Raw genomic sequence first — 17,698 nt, forward strand, 5'->3', positions numbered from 1 at the left:
GGAGATGACGACCAGCGAGGCAGAGAGCGGCGCCATGCGGCGCGCGCTGCACCTCGCCGCGACGCCGGGCGTCCCCCTCGGTCCCAACCCGCGCGTCGGCTGCGTGCTGCTCGCCGCCGACGGCACGACGGTCGCGGAGGGCTTCCACCGCGGCGCGGGGTCGGCGCACGCCGAGGTCGACGCGCTCGCGTCGGCCGGCGAGGCCGCGCGCGGCACCACGGCGGTCGTGACGCTCGAGCCGTGCAACCACACCGGGCGCACCGGGCCGTGCAGCGAGGCGCTCGTGGCCGCGGGCGTACGCCGTGTCGTGTTCGCCCAGGCCGACCCCAACCCGGTCGCCCGGGGTGGCGCCGACCGGCTGCGCGAGGCGGGCGTCGAGGTCGTCGGTGGCCTGCTCGCCGACGAGGCCGGTGCCGTCAACCGGGTCTGGAGCTTCGCGATGGAGCACCGACGCCCGTTCGTCACCTGGAAGTTCGCCACCACCCTCGACGGCCGCAGCGCCGCCGCCGACGGCACCAGCCGCTGGGTCTCCAGCCGTGCCGCCCGTCTCGACACCCACCGCCTCCGGGGCCTGTGCGACACCATGCTCGTCGGGACCAACACCGTCGAGGTCGACGACCCCGAGCTGACCGTGCGCGACGAGCTCGACGACCCGGTCCCGTTCCAGCCGCTGCGCGCCGTGATGGGCCTGCGCGAGCTGCGCAGCGACCGCCGGGTGCTCAACGACCGCGCCGACACCGTGCGCCTGCGCACCCGGGAGCCGCGCGAGGCGCTCGAGCAGCTGTTCGCGATGGACCGCCAGTACGTGTTCCTCGAGGGCGGCCCGACACTCGCGCGCGCCTTCCTCGCCGCCGGCCTCGTCGATGAGGTCGTCGCCTACGTCGCCCCGATGCTGCTGGGCGCCGGCACCAGCGCCGTCGCCGACCTCGGCATCACCACCATCGCCGACGCCCGGCACCTGCGCGTCACCGACGTGCACGTCCTGACCGGCCACGACGGCGAGGACACCAACGTCCGCCTGACCATGACCCCCCACCCACCGACCCTGTCCAGCAGGAGGCACTGAATGTTCACCGGGATCGTCGAGGAGCTCGGCACCGTCGCGGAGGTGGTCGACCAGGGTGACGCCATCCGGCTCACCGTCGCGGCCGACACCGTGCTCGAGGGCACGGGGCTGGGTGACTCCATCTCCGTCAACGGCTGCTGCCTGACGGTGTCCGAGCTCGGCGAGGGGCGGTGGACCGCCGACCTCATGCAGGAGACGCTCGACAAGACCTCGCTGCGCGGCGTCGCCCCGGGTGACCGGGTCAACCTCGAGCGCGCCGTGACCGTCGACAAGCGCCTGGGCGGCCACATCGTCCAGGGCCACGTCGACGGCGTGGGCGAGGTGCTCTCCCGCACGCCCAGCGAGCACTGGGACGTCGTCGAGATCTCCCTGCCCGGCGACCTCGACCGCTACCTCGTCGACAAGGGCTCGATCACCGTCGACGGTGTCAGCCTCACGGTCGTCGAGGCCCGCGAGGACAGCTTCACCGTCAGCCTCATCCCGGAGACCCTCGCCCGTACGACGCTCGGCAGCCGCCGCGTCGGCGACCTGGTCAACCTCGAGGCCGACGTCATCGCCAAGCACGTCGAGAAGCTGCTCGGCGCCTACGCCCCGGCCCCCGCCGGCGCCCACCCCCACCCCCACTCCCACCACCCCCACTCTCACGACGAGGAAGAATGATGGACCTGCTCGAATGGCTCATCCACGGCGAGATCCCGGTGCCCGGCGGCGAGCTCGGCGCCCGCGAGGTGATCGGCAACCTGTTCGGCCTCGCCAGCGCGATCCTCGGCATGCGGCGCCTCGTCTGGGCCTGGCCGATCGGCCTGGTCGGCAACATCCTGCTCTTCACCGTCTTCGCCACCGGTGAGCTCTCCGGCCAGATCGACGAGCCGCTCTGGGGCCAGGCCGGCCGCCAGGTCTTCTTCGCCGCGGTGTCCCTCTACGGCTGGTGGCGCTGGACGCACCTGCGCCGCGCCGGCGGGGCGTCCGACGGCGGTGCCATCGCGCCGCGCTGGGCGACGGGCTCCGAGCGCCTCCAGCTGCTCGTCCTCGGCGTCGTCGGCTACGCAGCGGCGTACGTCCTGCTGACCCAGGTGCTCGGCTCCTGGGGCCCGACCACCGAGGCGTGGATCCTCGCCGGCTCGATGCTCGCGACCTACGGCATGGCCCGCGGCTGGGTGGAGTTCTGGCTCATCTGGATCCTCGTGGACGTCGTCGGCGTCACCACCTTGATCCAGGCCGGCTACTACCCGACGGCGGGGATGTACCTCTTCTACGCCGTCTTCGTGGTGATCGGCTTCGTCGTCTGGCTCCGGGCCAGCCGCACCGTCGTCGACGCGACGGACGCCGAGCCCAGCACCGAGGCGGTGTCGGCGTGAGCACCGAGGACCGCGTGCGGCTCGATTCCGTGGAACAGGCGGTCGCCGACATCGCCGCCGGCAAGGCGGTCGTGGTCGTCGACGACGAGGACCGGGAGAACGAGGGCGACATCATCTTCGCCGCGGCGAAGGCGACGCCGGAGCTGATGGCCTTCACCATCCGCCACTCCAGCGGCGTCATCTGCGTGCCGATGCCGGGCGACATGCTCGAGCGGCTCGAGATCCCGCTGATGACCCCGCACAACAAGGACAAGCTGCGCACGGCCTACACGATCTCGGTCGACGCCCGCGACGGCGTGAGCACCGGGATCAGCGCCGCCGACCGGGCCCGCACGGCGCGGACGCTGGCCGACTCCGCCACCGAGCCGTGGGAGCTCACCCGTCCCGGCCACGTGTTCCCGCTGCGCTACCGCGAGGGCGGGGTGCTGGTGCGCCGCGGACACACCGAGGCCGCCGTCGACCTCGCCCGGCTGGCGGGACTGACGCCCGCCGGCGTGCTGGTGGAGGTCGTCAACGACGACGGGACGATGAAGCGCGCCCCGGAGCTGCGCGCGTTCGCCGACGAGCACGGCCTCGCGATGATCTCCATCGAGGACCTCGTGCGGTTCCGCCGGCGTCACGAGCGTCACGTCGAGCGCGTCGCGCAGACCCGCCTCCCCACCCGGCACGGCGAGTTCACCGCCTACGGCTACCGCATCACCATCGACGACAGCGAGCACGTCGCGCTGGCCTACGGCGACATCGCGGAGGCCGTCCGGAAGGGCGAGCCGGTGCTGACGCGCGTGCACAGCGAGTGCCTCACCGGCGACGTCTTCGGCAGCGAGCGCTGCGACTGCGGACCCCAGCTCGACGAGGCGCTGCGGGCGATCGTCGCCGAGGGCAGGGGAGTGGTGGTCTACCTCCGCGGCCACGAGGGTCGCGGCATCGGCCTGGTCGCCAAGCTGCAGGCCTACCAGCTCCAGGACGGCGGCCGTGACACCGTCGACGCCAACCTCGACCTCGGCCTGCCCGCCGACGCCCGCCACTACGGCACGGCGACCCAGGTGCTGCGCGACCTCGGCATCGAGTCGGTGCGCCTGATGACCAACAACCCGGACAAGACCGCCAGCCTCGAGGACTTCGGCATCCACGTGGCCGAGCGGGTCCCGCTCAGCATCCGTCCGACCGAGCACAACCAGGCCTACCTCCGCACGAAGGCCGAGCGGATGGGGCACCACCTGCCGCCGGTCGACGTGCCCGAGGTCGAGCTGCCCCCGGTGGCGATCGACCACCAGTCCGAGCACCCCGAGCAGCACCCCGACCAGCACCCCCAGAAGCAAGGAGAGACAGCATGAGCGGCGCCGGCGCCCCCACCTCGCAGCCCTACGACGCGAGCGAGCTGAAGGTCGCGGTCGTCGCCGCGAGCTGGCACACCCAGGTGATGGACGGCCTGGTCGCCGGCGCCGAGCGCGCACTGGCGGCGTACGGCATCAGCGAGCCCGAGGTCATCCGGGTGCCCGGGACGTTCGAGCTGCCCGTGGTCGCGGCTGCACTCGCCCGGGAGGGCTACGACGCCGTGGTGGCGCTCGGTGTCGTGATCCGCGGCGGCACGCCGCACTTCGACTACGTCTGCTCCGCCGCGACCGACGGGCTCACCCAGGTCAGCGTCGACCACGCGATGCCGGTCGGCTTCGGGGTGCTCACTTGCGACACCGAGGAGCAGGCGCTCGACCGCGCCGGCCTCGAGGGCTCCGCCGAGGACAAGGGCTGGGAGGCGACGGCCGCCGCGCTCGACACCGCCCGCGTGGTGCGGGCGGTGCGCGCGGGCTAGCTGGTCCGGTCGCTCGCCGCCTGCAGCCGGTCGATGTGCTCAGAGGCCTCGGCCTTGGTCAGGTCGGCCGGCAGCTGCTCGCCCGCCTCGCGGGCGAGGGTGTCGAGATAGCTGCGCTGGGCGCCGGTCATGGGCTCGTCGCCGGTGACCCACTCCTCGGGGTCCTTGCGCGTCGAGTCGCCCTGGGGCCCGCCCAGGACCTCCTGGCCGGCATCGCCGGTGCCGCCGGGGCCGGTGGCGTCTGTGGTGTCGGGACGGGTCTCGTCGTTCGAAGACGTGTTCGATTCACTCATGCTGCGACTGTAGCCCGCATCGCCGACAGCGCAACCACACCGACGGGTGGTCCGTCCGCGGGCCCCGTGGGCGGCACCGCGCGTGCCAGCGCCTAGGCTTGCCCCTCGTGAAGACGTTCGAGGAGCTGTGGGCAGAGCTCTCCGCCAAGGCGGAGCAACGGCCCGAGGGGTCCGGCACCGTGAAGCAGCTCGACGCCGGCGTCCATGCCATCGGCAAGAAGCTGCTCGAGGAGGCCGCCGAGTCCTGGATGGCCGCCGAGCACGAGGGCAAGGACGCGACGGCGCTGGAGATCAGCCAGCTGCTCTACCACGCGCAGGTGCTCATGCTCGCCTCCGGACTGACCCTCGACGACGTCTACGCCCACCTGTGACCCCAGTGAGCCAGCCATGACCCTCCGCATCGCCGTCCCCAACAAGGGGTCGCTGTCCCAGGCCGCCACCGACATCCTCCGCGAGTCGGGCTACCGCCAGCGCAGCGACTCCAAGGAGCTCGCGCTCGTCGACACCGAGAACGACGTCGAGTTCTTCTACCTCCGCCCGCGCGACATCGCGCTCTACGTCGGCGAGGGCACCCTCGACGTCGGCATCACCGGGCGCGACCTGCTGCTCGACTCCGGCGCCAAGGCCGAGGAGGTCATGAACCTCGGCTTCGGCCGCTCGCGCTTCCACTTCGCCGGTCCCGCCGGGCGCTACTCCTCGCTGCAGGACCTCGACGGCCTGCGCGTCGCGACGTCCTACGTCGGCGTGGTCGAGGACTACCTCTTCCGCCACGGCATCGAGGCGTCCGTCACCCGCCTCGACGGGGCCGTCGAGACGAGCATCCAGCTCGGCGTCGCCGATGTCATCGCCGACGTCGTGGAGACCGGGTCGACCCTGCGCGCCGCCGGGCTCGAGACGTTCGGCGAGGTGATCCTCGACTCGCAGGCCGTGCTCATCACGCGAGGCGGTGAGGTCTCCGAGGACTTCGAGATCTTCCGCCGCCGCATCGAGGGCGTCCTCGTGGCCCGCAGCTTCGTGATGATGGACTACGACATCAAGGAGGCGCACCTCGAGCGCGCGACCGAGCTGGCCCCGGGCCGCGAGGGTCCCACCATCTCCCCGCTCGGCAAGGCCGGGTGGGTGGCCGTGCGCGTCATGGTGCCGCGGGCCGGGTCGCAGCGCCTGATGGACGAGCTCTGGTCGATCGGCGCGCGCGCCATCCTCCTCACCGACATCCATGCCTGCCGCCTCTGAGCGCCCGGCCCCGCCGGTCCTGCCGCACACCTGGCGGCCGATGGGCGTCCGGTTCGCGGTGGTCGGCTTCGGGCTGATGCTGCTCGTCGTGTGCGCGGCCGCGTGGTTCGGCTTCGACGACGAGACGCGTGCCAAGTTCAACATCCTCCAGCGGATCACGCTGGTCGTGATGGGCGGCGGGTTCGCGGTCATCGGCTGGGCGCTCGGCCGCGCCCGGGTGACCGCCGAGCGGTCGGCGCTCGTGGTGGTCAACGGGTTCCGCACCCGGCGCCTGGAGTGGGAGCAGGTGCTCGGCGTCCACCTGCCGGCCGGTGCCCCGTGGGCGACGCTCGACCTGGCCGACGGCACGACGATCTCCGCGATGGCCTTCCAAGGCTCCGACGGCAAGGTCGCGCGCGACGGCGTACGCCAGCTGCGCGCGCTGATCGACCGCGACGGACCCGGCGACCACTAGCCACCCTGCCGTCGGCCCCGCGTCGCCTGCTGGTCACCCGCGGTGGCTTGGCTCGGCGACATGACCCTCGGACACCGCGCCCGGGCGCTCGCCGCCCTCCTCGCCGCCGCCACCCTCGCCCCGTCGGCCACCCTCGCGCCATCCGCCGCACACGGCGCGAAGCCGGAGCGCCCGGGCGGTCCCGACGCCCCCGTGCTCGCGGCCTGGTCCGTCCTGCCTGCGACGACCTACGTCCCCGGCAGCGAGCCCAGCGGGCACTGGACCACCGGCAGCGCGGAGGTCCCCGCGCCCTACCCCGGCCAGCCCGTGCAAGGCTTCTCCGGCACCCACGCGCTCGCCGACGGCTCCTACCTCGTCCTGTCGGACAACGGGTTCGGCAGCAAGGCCAACAGCGCGGACTTCCTCCTCGCGGTGCACCGCATCACCCCGGAGGGCGGCGGCGCCCGCGAGACGACGTACGACGGCACGGTGCTGACCTTCAGCGACCCCGACCGCCTGATCCCCTGGACGACCTGGCGCGACGGCGGGTGTGCGGCGGCGCCGACGCTCCCCGCGGGCTACACCTGCCCGGCGCCCGACCGGAGGCTCACCGGCTGGGACTTCGACCCCGAGTCGCTGCAGGTCGCCCCCGACGGCACGCTGTGGGTGGGGGAGGAGCTCGGGCCCTACGTCCTCCACTTCGACGCCCGCGGCCGGTTGCTCGAGGCCCCGATCCCGACGCCGGGCGTGCGCAGCCCGGCCAACCCCACGCTCGGCAGCGGCACGCCCAACCTCGCGAACAGCAAGGGCTTCGAGGGCATGGCGATCAGCCCGAACGGCAAGGTGCTGCGCCCGATGCTCGAGGGCGCGACCGACGAGGACAAGGCCGCCGGCCTTGCGGACGCCCTGCGCATCTACACCGTCCGCAAGGGAGCCTTCACGGACGGGTTCCTCCGCTACCGCATGGAGAGCCCCGCCCACGCGCTCGGCGACTTCATCCAGGTCAACCAGCACGAGGCGATCGTCATCGAGCGGGACAACGGGCAGGGTGCCACGGCCGTGTTCAAGCGCCTCTACCTCGTCGACCTGCGTGACCGCGACGGGGACGGATGGGTCGGGAAGCGGCTCCTCGTCGACCTGATGGACGTCGCCGACCCGGACGGCCTGTCGCCCTACGGCGACCCGTTCACGTTCCCGTTCTTCACCATCGAGGACGTCGAGGTCCTCGACGCGCGCACCCTGGCGGTGATGAACGACAACAACTTCCCGGCGGCAGGTGGACGCTCGGCGACGACGCCCGACCAGAACGAGTACCTCGAGATCGCCCTGCCCGAGCCGCTTCGCGTCGACCGCAGGCTCCTCCCCAGGGGCTGACCACGGTCGCGCCGGGCGGCGCGGGGCACGCTCAGAGCGCGTGGATGCCCCACTGCACCGACAGCTCGTCGCCGGTGGCACCGGCCGGTGCGAGCGTGACGAGGTCTGTGCCGGAGTTGAACGCATCGGCCGGTGCCGTCATCGGCTCCACCGCCACCGCGGGACGCGGCCCGTCGGCGGGTGGGGTGAAGACCTGCAGCCAGCGGTGGTGCTCGTCCACCCAGAGCGCGACGCCGCGCCCGCCCGCCGGGTCGGCCAGCGTCACCCGAGCCCGCCCCTCGACGTGCTGCAGGTCCCCGAAGCCGTGGTCGAGCACCGCGTCACCGATGCGGCGTCCGGAGGTGAAGTCGAGGTCGTCGGGCACGGGCTCGACGCCGGTGGGCAGCTGGCGCTCGTCCAGCACCAGCCGGGCCCTCGCGGGCAGCGTCAGCTCGAGGTCCTCGATCGCATCGCCGACGCGGAGGTAGGGATGCGCCCCGCTCGCGTAGGGGGCGGGCTCGGACGCGAGGTTGGTCGCGGTCTGCGTGACGACGAGGCCTTCCGCGGACAGGTCGTAGAGCACATGGAGGTCGAGCGCCCACGGGTAGCCGGTCTGCGCCATGAGGCGGTGCACCAGCGAGACCGACGTGGCCGTGTGCTCCTCCACCGTCCACGGTGCCCACCGGGCGAGGCCGTGCGAGGCGTTGCCGGTGCGCGGGTCCGTGAGGCCCAGCTGGAGGTCGTGCCCGCCGAAGGAGTAGCGACCGTCGCGGATCCGGTTGGGCCACGGCACCAGCAGCTGGCCGCGCCCGCCCGTCGACATCGCGGTCTCGTCGAAGCCGTGCACCAGGTCCCGCCCGTGGTGCCGGAGCACCCGCAGCGCCGCCCCGCCCTCGGTGACGACCGCGGTGTAGCCCGCTGCCGAGATCTCGTACTGGTCGCCACTGGGAAGCACCATGGCGGTCACCCTAGACACCACCCGCCCCGCGCGAGCCGGACCCCCGAGTGCGTTGGCCGGTGGCTCAGCCGGTCACGACGACCCGGTCGGCGTGGGACCGCGTGCCCAACCGGGCGAACAGCACGTCCTCGTCGAGCCGCCACTGCTCCCACTGCGGACGCATCTGCTCCCCGTCGCGCGCCATGCCGCGACGCAGTCGCAGCGACGACTCCGCCTCGACCCACACCAGCGCGCCGACGAGGGGGGCGACGGCCGGTGACCAGCAGCCGACCCCCTCCAGCACGAGCAGGCCGCCTGCCTCCACGGGGTGGGACTCGGCCCAGGCGTCGGCGGCCCAGTCCCAGCGCGTCCACCGACCCTGCTCACCGCGAGCCAGCGGCTCGAGGAAGGTCTCGACCGTGCGGGCGAGGCCGGGGAGCCCACGCCACCCCTGCAGGAGCTCGTCGCAGTGGACGACGTGCGCCTCGGGCGCGACGTCGGCGATCGCGGCGGCCAGCGTGGTCTTGCCGGACCCGGCGGGGCCGTCGATGCACACCAGTCGCCCGGTCCCGAGGGTCGGGGGAGCGGCCAGCACCCGGCGGGCGACCTCACCGGCGACGACGTGCGGGTCGGGCGGAGCCTCAGAAGGCACGGTCGCAGCCACGGTAGGACGGCACCACGTCGACGACCGTCTCCCCGCGCACGAGGTGCACGTCGCGGACGTGCTCGAAGAGCTCGCCCGACTTGGCGTGGCGGAACCACACCAGGTCGCCGATCCGCAGCAGCGCCGCCGGATGGCCGGTCAGCGGGGTCTGCACCTCGCCGGCCCCCTCGAGGCCCGTCAGGTGCAGCCCTGGTGGCGCCCACGGGACGGGGGAGCGGTCCGCACCGGTCGCTCCGCTGGCGATGAGGCCACCGCCGTGGACGGTGGCCATGTCCGGCGTGGGCTTGCGGGTCACCCGGAGCCCGAAGTACGCCGCCGGGCGGGGCTCGAACGACGCGTAGTGGTCGAAGATGCCCGGCACCAGCAGGCCCGACCCGGCAGCGATCTCGGTGACCACCGCGTCGGCGGCCGTGGCCTCGACCGACCCCGACCCGCCGCCGTTCCAGAGCTCGAGCGTCACCACCTCGGAGAGCGCCTCGGCGATCTCGCGACGGCGCACCTCCAGCTGTGCCATCGAGGCCCGCTTGAGCCGTCGTACGACGTGGGACCGGGCGCGCTGGTCGGGGACGGAGTCCTGCACGCCGGCCACCTGGCCCTCGTAGGTCATCACGCCGACGAGACGGAACCCGTCGCGGGAGACCACCTGCCGCGCCAGAGCGACGACGTCGCCGGTGTCGAAGAGCGGCGAGCGCTTGGGGCCGATGTGCTGGCCGCCGAGGCGGAGCCCGGCGTCGACGTCGAGCGCGACCCGCACCGGCACGGCCCGTGAGGAGCGCGTCGAGTCCACGACGTCGAGGTGGGCCGGGTCGTCCACCATGAGGGTGATCGCGGCTGCTGCCGAGGGCGACGAGGTCAGCCGTCGCAGCGCCGCCACGTCGACCGTGGGGTAGGCGACGAGGACGTCGTCGCTAATGCCGGTCTCGTGCAGCCACAGCGCCTCGGCGAGGGTGTAGGCCAGCACGCCTGCGAACCCGTCGTGCGCCAGCGCCCGCTCGAGCAGCGCGGGCACGCGCAGGGACTTCGACGCCACCCGGAGCGGCTTGCCACCCGCGCGACGCACGAGGTCGGCCGCGTTCGCGTCGAAGGCGTCGAGGTCGACCACCGCGATCGGCGTGGCCGGCGGCTCGGGGAGGCTGGACACCGCGGCGTCGAGCCGTGACCACAGGCGGTTGCGGTCGACGAGCCGGTCGGTCACTCGATGCCCCGCTTGCGCAGCAGCGCCTCGATGTCGGCCATCTCGTCGTCCACGGCCGGGCGCGAGGTGGGTCCGGTCCGGGTGGAGGAGGCCTCCGGCAGGGCGCCGCGCCCGCCGGCCTTGCGGCCCTCGCCCGCGGCCTGGCCACGGGCCAGCTGGCGGTCGCGGATGATGCCGCTGACCACCCACAGCACGACGGCCAGCCCGGCCAGCCCGACGCCGACCCACGTGCGCACGTCGAAGACGAGGCTGGTCGCCCAGTCGGTGACCGAGCCCGCGATCTCGACGACCATCTCGAGCGTCCCCGTCAGCCAGGCCGCCGCCGGGAGCAGCGTGAAGCCCAGTGCGCGCAGCCCGTTGGCCGACCCCCGCCGGCGGAACGCGATCCATGTCCAGATGGCCCCCGCGACGGTGAGCGCTGCGGTCAGTGCTGCCCAGGTAGTCCCTTCCACGACTCCAGACTCCCACAGCGGACCACGCCCCCCACGGGACCCGAGGCGCCTGCGGGAGGATGGGTCCGTGGCCCACGACGACACCCCTCGCCCCGACCCGGTGGACGACGCCGCGCTCCAGCCGCTGGAGCGCACGATCCCCGACCCGGGGTTCGCCGACGACGCGGGTGCCGCCGACCCGCGGCTGGCCCGCGCGCTGGTCGACCACGCGGCAGGCGCCGCGACCTCGGGCACGGTGCTCGCTCTCCTGCAGGACGCCCGGCTGCTGGTGCCGGTGGTCGCGGTGCTCGGCGAGGTGGAGGTCGACGAGCGCGGACTGGCCCACGACAAGACCTCCGACATGGCGGCCGTCCTCGTCCAGGCTGCTGACGGCAGCAAGGGCCTGCTGGCCTTCACCTCCATCGCCTCGATGGCACGGTGGGACCCCGGGGCGCGCCCGGTGCCCGTGCCAGCCGCGACGGCGGCGACCGCGGCGATCCAGGACGGCGCGGAGGCCCTGCTCGTCGACCTCGCCGGCCCCGTGACGTACGTCGTCGACGGAGACGACCTCACCCGGCTGGCAGCAGGCTGGCGACTGGTCGCCATCGGCGACGGCTCGGGTGGTCACGGCTGGATTGGCCCGTCGGCGGAATGATCCGCTAACCTCTTGTGTTGACCGATCAGTGACACCACGCTTCACGGTGTCATCGATCCCGCCAAGCGGAGGCACGCACCACCCGTCTCCCACCCGCACCGATCGCCCAGCACCACAGATCGTCGGGTCCCGGTCCAGAGCCACGACCGTCGCGAGACGGGCGTGGACACCTCAGCTCCCCGTCAGGGGACGTGTCGTGACTGGCTCCCGCTTGGCAACAGCGGGAGCCATTGTCCATTTCGGCCCGAGTGACCGGCGAGGCAGGGACTCCCACCCACCCGAACCACTGGAGGACCCATCAGCACCGAGCTGCGCATCAACGACCGGATCCGCGTACCCGAGGTCCGGCTCGTAGGACCCAACGGCGAGACCGTTGGCATCGTGCCGACCGACCAGGCACTCAAGCTGGCCGTGGAGGCCGACCTCGACCTCGTCGAGATCGCTCCCCAGGGACGCCCCCCGGTCTGCAAGCTCATGGACTACGGCAAGTTCAAGTACGAGAACGCCCAGAAGGCCCGCGAGTCGCGTCGCAACCAGACGAACGTGATCATCAAGGAGATGAAGCTTCGTCCCAAGATCGACAAGCACGACTACGAGACCAAGAAGGGTCACGTCGTGCGGTTCCTGGGTGCCGGTGACAAGGTCAAGATCACGATCATGTTCCGCGGCCGCGAGCAGCACCGCCCCGAGCTGGGCTTCCGCCTGCTCCAGAAGCTGGCCGAGGACGTCCAGGAGCTCGGCTTCGTCGAGTCCTCGCCCAAGCAGGACGGCCGCAACATGACGATGGTCCTCGGCCCGCACAAGAAGAAGGCCGACGCCAAGATCGACGCCGACGCCGCCCGCGCCAGCAAGGAGCAGGCGCGCGCGGACCGCAAGGCCGAGGAGGACGCCGAGCGCGAGGCAGCCCACGCCGCCGGACCGGTCGCGCAGAAGAAGGAGCGTCGCCGCTCCGAGAACCTCGATCCTGAGATCGAGGCCTGAGAGCAAGGCTCGAGCGGAGCGAGAGCCTCGCTCGAGCATGCGGCGACGAAGTCGTTGCGACCAACCTCAGCCGGGTCTGTGAAGACCCCCCACGAACCCCGCACCACGCACTAAGGAAGTTGAGGCAGACATGCCGAAGAACAAGACCCACTCGGGCGCGAAGAAGCGCTTCAAGGTGACCGGCTCGGGCAAGATCATGCGCCTGCAGGCCGGCCGCAAGTCCGGCGCCGCGTTCGCCTCCGCGCCGACCACGGGCAGCCGCAAGAAGCACCGCCGCAACGCCGGCATGGTCGAGCTCGAGAAGGGCGACGTCTCGCGCGCCAAGAAGATGCTCGGCATCTGAGCCTGATCCACCGCACCACCCCGGTGGCTCGGCCGCCGTCCGTCTGACTTTCCCCTGCAACAAGGAGTAGCACCATGGCACGCGTCAAGCGCGCAGTGAACGCCCAGAAGAAGCGTCGTACCACCCTCGAGCGCGCCAGCGGTTACCGCGGCCAGCGCTCGCGCCTCTACCGCAAGGCCAAGGAGCAGGTCACCCACTCCCTGGTCTACAGCTACAACGACCGGCGCAAGAACAAGGGCAACTTCCGCAAGCTGTGGATCCAGCGCATCAACGCGGCCGCCCGCGCCAACGGCATGACCTACAACCGCTTCATCCAGGGCCTCGGCCTGGCCGGCATCGAGGTCGACCGCAAGATCCTGGCCGAGCTCGCCGTCAACGACGCGCCGGCCTTCGCCGCGCTCGTCGAGGCCGCCAAGGCCGCGCTGCCCGAGGACGTCAACGCGCCCAAGGTCTCCGCCTGAGCAACATGAGCACTCCGCTGACGGTGGGGAACACCCGCGTCAAGGAGGCTCGCAAGCTGAGCCGCCGCTCGGTGCGCACCGAGCGGCGGCTCTTCCTTGCCGACGGCCCGAAGGCCGTCGAGGGCGCGCTCGCCGTCGACGGTTGCGTCGTGGAGGTCTTCGCGACGCCCCTCGCGCTCGAGCAGCACGCCGACCTGCTGGCGGGTGCCACCGTCACGCTGGTGGACGACCGGGCCCTCGCGTCGCTGTCCGACTCGGTGTCGCCCGCCGGGCTGGTGGCCCTGTGCCGCCACATCGACGCCCCGCTCGACCGGGTCCTCGACGTCTCCGCACGGCTGCTGGCGATCTGCGCCGACGTGCGCGACCCCGGCAACGCCGGCAACGTGATCCGGACGGCCGACGCCGCCGGTGCCGACGCCGTCGTGCTCGCCGGCAGCTCGGTCGACGCCTACAACCCCAAGACGGTGCGCAGCACCGTGGGCAGCCTGTTCCACCTGCCGTTCGCGGTCGAGGCCGACCCCGCGGTCGTGGTCCGCGCCGCCCAGGCGCGCGGGCTCACCGTGCTCGCGGCCGACGGCGCCGGCGAGGTCGACCTGTTCGACGCCCACCTCAGCGGCCCGACCGCCTGGCTCTTCGGCAACGAGGCCTGGGGGCTGCCCGACGAGCTCGCCGCCCTCGCCGACCACCGCGTCGCGATCCCGATCCACGGGCGCGCCGAGAGCCTCAACCTCTCCACCGCTGCCGCGGTCTGCCTCTACGCCAGCGCACGCGCCCAGCGCGCCTGACGTTCAGCGGGGGAGCGCGCCGGCGTACCTCGTGGCGAGGGTCGCGACGTGCGCGACCAGCTCCGGCGGGGAGTCGACGTGGAAGTCGAGGCCGAGCATGCCGATCCACACGGCGACCATCTCGACGCTGTCCGCGCCGGTGACCAGGACGCTGTGCTCCTCGTCGACGGTCTCCACGACGCCGACCGTCGGGTTGATCCGGCGCAGGACCTCCTCGGCGGGGGCGTCCACCGCGATGCGGCAGTGCACCGACCAGCCCGAGAACGCCACGTCGCGCAGCACGAACGCCGAGTAGTCGCCACCTTCCATCGGCTCGGGCACGAAGCGCCCGGCGCCCGGCGTCCGCAGCTCGATCCAGTCCGCGCGGTAGGCCCGCCAGCTGCGGTCGTCGCGGCGGCGGGCGACGACGTACCACCGCTCCTGCCAGCTCACCAGACGGTAGGGATCGGCCTCCACCCGCTCCTCGGCGTCGACGTCGCCGCCGGGACGGTGCCGCAGGCGCAGGCCCTCGTGGTCGCGGATCGCGGCCGCCAGGTCGGCGAGCAGCCCCACGTCGACGACCGGCGCCTCGACGTTGGTGGCGGTGTTGGCCGGACCCACGTCGGTGCTCTCGTGGAGGGCGCGCACCCGGCGTCGCAGCCGGTCGGGCAGCACCTGCTCGAGCTTGGCCATCGCCAGCGCGCTCGGCTCCTCGAGGCCCCGCACCGAGGCGGCGGAGCCCAGTCCGACGGCGACCGCGACCGCCTCGTCGGCCTCCAGCAGCAGGGGAGGGAGGCGTCCGTGGTCGCCGAACCGGTAGCCGCCGGACGGTCCGCGCACGGCATCGATCGGATAGCCGAGCTCTCGGAGCCGCTCGACGTCCTTGCGGACGGTGCGCTCGCCCACGCCGAGCCGGGACGCCAGGTCCGCGGCCGGGACGACCGCGCGCGCCTGGAGCAGACCCAGCAGGGCGAGGAGCCGGGAGGACGTCTGGAGCGGGATCGCACACCTTGCAGGCAGTCGGGAGAATGTGTCGGACCGGGCGTGAGTAGCGGAGCGAACCGTGCCGGAACCCTTCCTACCGTACCGGCATGACCACTCACCAGAGCCAGACCCAGACCCTCGACCTCCGCCCCTTCACCGTGGCCGTCCCCCAGGACGCCGTCGACGACCTCCAGCAGCGCCTGGCGCGCACCCGGTTCGCCGCCGAGCCGGCCGACACGGCCGGCACCGACGACTGGTCGGCCGGCGCACCCGTGACCTACCTGCGCGAGATGGTCGCGCACTGGAGCAACGACTTCGACTGGCGCGCGCAGGAGGAGCGGATGAACGCCTACCCGCAGTTCCTCACCGAGATCGACGGCCAGACCGTCCACTTCGTGCACGTGCGCTCCGCCGCCGAGGACGCCACGCCCCTCCTCCTGCTCCACACCTACCCCGGGTCGTTCGTCGACTTCCTCGACCTGGTGCCGCACCTGACCGACGACTTCCACCTGGTGATCCCGTCGGTCCCCGGCGTCGGCTGGAGCCAGCCCCTCGCCGACGGGGCGTGGGACTCCCGGCGGATCGCGCGGACGTGGGACACCCTGATGCGCGGCCTCGGCTACGAGTCGTACGGCGCCCACGGGTCCGACAACGGTGCGATCGTCTCCCGCGAGCTGGCCATGCTCGCGCCCGAGGGGTTCCGCGGAGCGCACGTCCTGCAGCTGTTCTCCTTCCCGTCCGGTGACCCGGCAGAGTCCGAGCAGATGACCCCGGCCGACTACGGCGCGCTGGAGTTCGCCGGCTGGTTCCAGACCGTCAACGGCTTCGCCGCGATGAACGCGTCGCGTCCCCAGACCATCGCGGCGGCCCTCAGCGACTCGCCGGTGGGCCAGCTCGCCTACAACGAGCTGTTCGAGAACTTCGGCACGGGCACAAGCCTGCTGACCCGCGACCAGGTGCTCACGCAGGTCAGCCTCTACTGGTTCACCAACAGCAGCGCCGGCGCCGCGCGGGTCTACCACGCCGACCGGGACGGCGAGGCCCGGGTCAACGAGGGCCGGATCGGGGTCGCGGTGTTCGCCGACGACTTCCGGTCGATGCGCCCCTTCGCCGAGCGCGACAACACCGACATCGTCTCGTGGACCGAGCACCCGCGCGGTGGGCACTTCGCCGCGATGGAGGTGCCGGAGGACCTCGCCGGAGCGATCCGGGAGTTCTACGCCTGAGCCGACCCGTCCACCTGTCCAGCGGCGTACGACCCCTCCGGTCGCACGCCGCTGCGGCACGTCCGCATGCCCTAGGCTCGGCGGCGATGATCCTCATCGATCCGCCGGCCGTGCCGCGCTGGGACCGGCTCTGGTCGCACCTGGCCAGCGACACCTCCTACGAGGAGGTCCACGCCTTCGCCGCCGCCCACGGCGTCCCGCCTCGCGGGTGGGACCGCGACCACTACGACGTCCCCGCGGACGCCTACGACGCGCTGGTCGCCGCCGGGGCCGTCCCGGTGTCGTCGCGCGAGCTCGTCGTGGCGCTGCGCGCCGCCGGTCTGCGCTGCCCCAAGGCGGCGGCGCGGAACCGGTCCGACCGGTAGGCGCTCCGACTAGGGTTCGGGTCGTGCCAGACGACTACGCCCCGCGCCACCGGGTGGACTCCGCCCGCCCGAGCCGGCTGCGCACGCTCGCCGACTTCTACCCCGACGGCATCCTCGGCGCCAGTCGCGACGGCGTGGTGACGATCCTCAACGCCCAGGGCGCCGCACTGCTGGGTGTCGACGCCGAACAGGCGCTCGGCCTTCCCCTGCCCGACGTGCTCCGGCTGCTCGACCAGGACGGTCGGACCTGGCTCGACGTCAACCGGCCCTTCGACGCCATCTCGATCACCCGCGGCGTGCCCGAGCAGTCGTGGCTCAACGCCTCCGGCGACGAGGTCCTGACGACCGCGAGGCTGGTGCGCGAGCAGCCCTTCGGCCGCGTCATCGGGATCGCGGTCGGCCTGCGCAGCGGCCGGGGGCGGGCGCGGCTCGACCGCGAGCGCTCCGACCTCGTCGCCACGGTCGCGCACGAGCTGCGCTCGCCGCTGACCGGGGTCAAGGGCTTCGTGCAGGCGCTGCTCAACCGCTGGGACAAGCTCACCGACGACCAGCGCAAGCTGATGCTCACCACGGTCAACGCCGACGCCGACCGGCTCGCCCGGCTCATCGCCGAGCTCCTCGACGTGGCGCGGATCGACACCGGTCGGCTGCAGCTCTACCCGCGCGAGGTCTCCGCGGAGGTGCTCGTGCGCCGGGTCGTCGACTCCATCGAGGCAGGCACCGCACGCGGCATCAGTCTCGAGGTCGACCCCGACCTGCCCGAGGTGTTCGCCGACCCCGACAAGTTCACCCAGGTCGTCACCAACCTCGTCGAGAACGCCGTCCGGCACGGCCAGGGCCAGGTGCGGGTCCGGCTGGCCGTCTCCGACGCCCTCGACGGGGTCCGCATCACCGTGGACGACGAGGGCGAGGGCATCCCCGCTGAGCTCCGCCGGCGCGTCTTCACCAAGTTCTGGACCACCGGCGACTCCGGCGGCAGCGGGCTGGGCATGTACATCGTCGGCGGCCTCTCGCGGGCGCACGGAGGCTGGGTCACCATCGACGACGCGCCCGGCGGAGGCGCTCGCGTCATGGTCGACTGGCCGCGGGAGGACATGCGTCCGGAGTGACGAGGGCCGACCTCCACACAACCTTCACGAGTCGTCC

General features: G+C 72.8%; 23 protein-coding genes. 17 read left to right on the forward strand and 6 right to left on the reverse strand.

The window, feature by feature from the left end; translation table 11 throughout:
- Positions 1 to 4 precede the first annotated feature (4 nt).
- The 5 genes from ribD to ribH are packed head-to-tail and all read left to right on the forward strand — an operon-like array spanning position 5 to position 4,234.
- Complete coding sequence (ribD, locus tag NCI01_RS06915; RefSeq protein ID WP_254180731.1) at positions 5 to 1,066, forward strand: bifunctional diaminohydroxyphosphoribosylaminopyrimidine deaminase/5-amino-6-(5-phosphoribosylamino)uracil reductase RibD; 1,062 nt, start codon at positions 5 to 7, stop codon at positions 1,064 to 1,066.
- On the forward strand, positions 1,067 to 1,726 hold the full coding sequence (locus tag NCI01_RS06920) for a riboflavin synthase (protein WP_254180732.1): 660 nt from the start codon (positions 1,067 to 1,069) through the stop codon (positions 1,724 to 1,726).
- Complete coding sequence (gene pnuC, locus NCI01_RS06925; RefSeq protein ID WP_254180733.1) at positions 1,723 to 2,424, forward strand: nicotinamide riboside transporter PnuC; 702 nt, start codon at positions 1,723 to 1,725, stop codon at positions 2,422 to 2,424. Before NCI01_RS06920 ends, pnuC begins: the two co-directional genes overlap by 4 nt.
- The gene (locus NCI01_RS06930) at positions 2,421 to 3,758 is read left to right on the forward strand and encodes a bifunctional 3,4-dihydroxy-2-butanone-4-phosphate synthase/GTP cyclohydrolase II (RefSeq protein WP_254180734.1); all 1,338 of its coding nucleotides are present in this window, start codon (positions 2,421 to 2,423) and stop codon (positions 3,756 to 3,758) included. Before pnuC ends, NCI01_RS06930 begins: the two co-directional genes overlap by 4 nt.
- Entirely contained in the window at positions 3,755 to 4,234 is a 480-nt protein-coding gene (gene ribH / locus NCI01_RS06935) for a 6,7-dimethyl-8-ribityllumazine synthase (protein ID WP_254180735.1), read from the forward strand. Before NCI01_RS06930 ends, ribH begins: the two co-directional genes overlap by 4 nt.
- Here ribH and NCI01_RS06940 read toward each other — a convergent pair.
- Positions 4,231 to 4,527 carry a DUF3072 domain-containing protein gene (locus tag NCI01_RS06940; RefSeq protein ID WP_254180736.1) on the reverse strand — a complete coding sequence of 99 codons (297 nt, stop codon included), beginning with the start codon at positions 4,525 to 4,527 and terminating at the stop codon, positions 4,231 to 4,233. The genes ribH and NCI01_RS06940 overlap by 4 nt on opposite strands.
- A gap of 107 nt (positions 4,528 to 4,634) precedes the next feature.
- Between NCI01_RS06940 and NCI01_RS06945 the strand changes: the two genes are divergently transcribed.
- The 4 genes from NCI01_RS06945 to NCI01_RS06960 are packed head-to-tail and all read left to right on the forward strand — an operon-like array spanning position 4,635 to position 7,567.
- On the forward strand, positions 4,635 to 4,898 hold the full coding sequence (locus NCI01_RS06945) for a phosphoribosyl-ATP diphosphatase (RefSeq protein WP_254180737.1): 264 nt from the start codon (positions 4,635 to 4,637) through the stop codon (positions 4,896 to 4,898).
- Between the two features lie 16 nt (positions 4,899 to 4,914).
- Complete coding sequence (gene hisG / locus NCI01_RS06950) at positions 4,915 to 5,760, forward strand: ATP phosphoribosyltransferase (RefSeq protein ID WP_254180738.1); 846 nt, start codon at positions 4,915 to 4,917, stop codon at positions 5,758 to 5,760.
- Positions 5,744 to 6,214: a PH domain-containing protein gene (locus NCI01_RS06955; protein ID WP_254180739.1), complete on the forward strand. Its 471-nt coding sequence runs from the start codon at positions 5,744 to 5,746 to the stop codon at positions 6,212 to 6,214. The genes hisG and NCI01_RS06955 overlap by 17 nt, the downstream gene beginning before the upstream one ends.
- Before the next feature lie 60 nt (positions 6,215 to 6,274).
- The gene (locus NCI01_RS06960; RefSeq protein WP_254180740.1) at positions 6,275 to 7,567 is read left to right on the forward strand and encodes an esterase-like activity of phytase family protein; all 1,293 of its coding nucleotides are present in this window, start codon (positions 6,275 to 6,277) and stop codon (positions 7,565 to 7,567) included.
- A 31-nt stretch (positions 7,568 to 7,598) separates the two neighbouring features.
- On the opposite strand, the gene NCI01_RS06965 is transcribed toward NCI01_RS06960, so the two are convergent.
- The 4 genes from NCI01_RS06965 to NCI01_RS06980 form a co-directional block, all read right to left on the reverse strand.
- The gene (locus tag NCI01_RS06965) at positions 7,599 to 8,504 is read right to left on the reverse strand and encodes an aldose 1-epimerase family protein (RefSeq protein WP_254180741.1); all 906 of its coding nucleotides are present in this window, start codon (positions 8,502 to 8,504) and stop codon (positions 7,599 to 7,601) included.
- A gap of 64 nt (positions 8,505 to 8,568) precedes the next feature.
- Positions 8,569 to 9,135 (reverse strand): nucleoside/nucleotide kinase family protein, encoded by a 567-nt coding sequence (locus tag NCI01_RS06970; RefSeq protein ID WP_254180742.1) that lies wholly within the window; start codon positions 9,133 to 9,135, stop codon positions 8,569 to 8,571.
- Complete coding sequence (locus NCI01_RS06975) at positions 9,125 to 10,342, reverse strand: amino acid deaminase/aldolase (RefSeq protein WP_254180743.1); 1,218 nt, start codon at positions 10,340 to 10,342, stop codon at positions 9,125 to 9,127. The genes NCI01_RS06970 and NCI01_RS06975 overlap by 11 nt, the downstream gene beginning before the upstream one ends.
- Complete coding sequence (locus NCI01_RS06980; protein ID WP_254180744.1) at positions 10,339 to 10,794, reverse strand: hypothetical protein; 456 nt, start codon at positions 10,792 to 10,794, stop codon at positions 10,339 to 10,341. Before NCI01_RS06980 ends, NCI01_RS06975 begins: the two co-directional genes overlap by 4 nt.
- Positions 10,795 to 10,861: 67 nt before the next feature.
- On the opposite strand from NCI01_RS06980, the gene NCI01_RS06985 reads away from it, so the two are divergent.
- From NCI01_RS06985 to NCI01_RS07005, 5 genes are all read left to right on the forward strand, one after another.
- The gene (locus tag NCI01_RS06985; RefSeq protein ID WP_254180745.1) at positions 10,862 to 11,428 is read left to right on the forward strand and encodes an SseB family protein; all 567 of its coding nucleotides are present in this window, start codon (positions 10,862 to 10,864) and stop codon (positions 11,426 to 11,428) included.
- A gap of 315 nt (positions 11,429 to 11,743) precedes the next feature.
- Positions 11,744 to 12,409 (forward strand): translation initiation factor IF-3, encoded by a 666-nt coding sequence (gene infC / locus NCI01_RS06990; protein ID WP_308213197.1) that lies wholly within the window; start codon positions 11,744 to 11,746, stop codon positions 12,407 to 12,409.
- A 130-nt stretch (positions 12,410 to 12,539) separates the two neighbouring features.
- Positions 12,540 to 12,752, forward strand: coding sequence for a large ribosomal subunit protein bL35 (locus NCI01_RS06995; RefSeq protein ID WP_056606600.1), 213 nt, complete (start codon positions 12,540 to 12,542; stop codon positions 12,750 to 12,752).
- A 74-nt stretch (positions 12,753 to 12,826) separates the two neighbouring features.
- Positions 12,827 to 13,213 carry a 50S ribosomal protein L20 gene (gene rplT / locus NCI01_RS07000; protein WP_090971165.1) on the forward strand — a complete coding sequence of 129 codons (387 nt, stop codon included), beginning with the start codon at positions 12,827 to 12,829 and terminating at the stop codon, positions 13,211 to 13,213.
- A gap of 5 nt (positions 13,214 to 13,218) precedes the next feature.
- The gene (locus NCI01_RS07005; RefSeq protein WP_254180746.1) at positions 13,219 to 13,998 is read left to right on the forward strand and encodes a TrmH family RNA methyltransferase; all 780 of its coding nucleotides are present in this window, start codon (positions 13,219 to 13,221) and stop codon (positions 13,996 to 13,998) included.
- A 3-nt stretch (positions 13,999 to 14,001) separates the two neighbouring features.
- Here NCI01_RS07005 and NCI01_RS07010 read toward each other — a convergent pair whose 3' ends face one another.
- Positions 14,002 to 14,997, reverse strand: a complete 996-nt coding sequence (locus NCI01_RS07010) for a helix-turn-helix transcriptional regulator (RefSeq protein WP_302181752.1) — start codon at positions 14,995 to 14,997, stop codon at positions 14,002 to 14,004.
- Between the two features lie 71 nt (positions 14,998 to 15,068).
- Between NCI01_RS07010 and NCI01_RS07015 the strand changes: the two genes are divergently transcribed.
- From NCI01_RS07015 to NCI01_RS07025, 3 genes are all read left to right on the forward strand, one after another.
- Positions 15,069 to 16,187: an epoxide hydrolase family protein gene (locus NCI01_RS07015; RefSeq protein ID WP_254180747.1), complete on the forward strand. Its 1,119-nt coding sequence runs from the start codon at positions 15,069 to 15,071 to the stop codon at positions 16,185 to 16,187.
- Between the two features lie 86 nt (positions 16,188 to 16,273).
- Positions 16,274 to 16,552 carry a DUF4031 domain-containing protein gene (locus tag NCI01_RS07020; RefSeq protein ID WP_254180748.1) on the forward strand — a complete coding sequence of 93 codons (279 nt, stop codon included), beginning with the start codon at positions 16,274 to 16,276 and terminating at the stop codon, positions 16,550 to 16,552.
- A 23-nt stretch (positions 16,553 to 16,575) separates the two neighbouring features.
- Positions 16,576 to 17,661, forward strand: coding sequence for a sensor histidine kinase (locus NCI01_RS07025; RefSeq protein WP_254180749.1), 1,086 nt, complete (start codon positions 16,576 to 16,578; stop codon positions 17,659 to 17,661).
- Positions 17,662 to 17,698: the final 37 nt, after the last annotated feature.

The organism is Nocardioides pinisoli (assembly GCF_024199985.1).
Classification (GTDB): domain Bacteria; phylum Actinomycetota; class Actinomycetes; order Propionibacteriales; family Nocardioidaceae; genus Nocardioides; species Nocardioides pinisoli.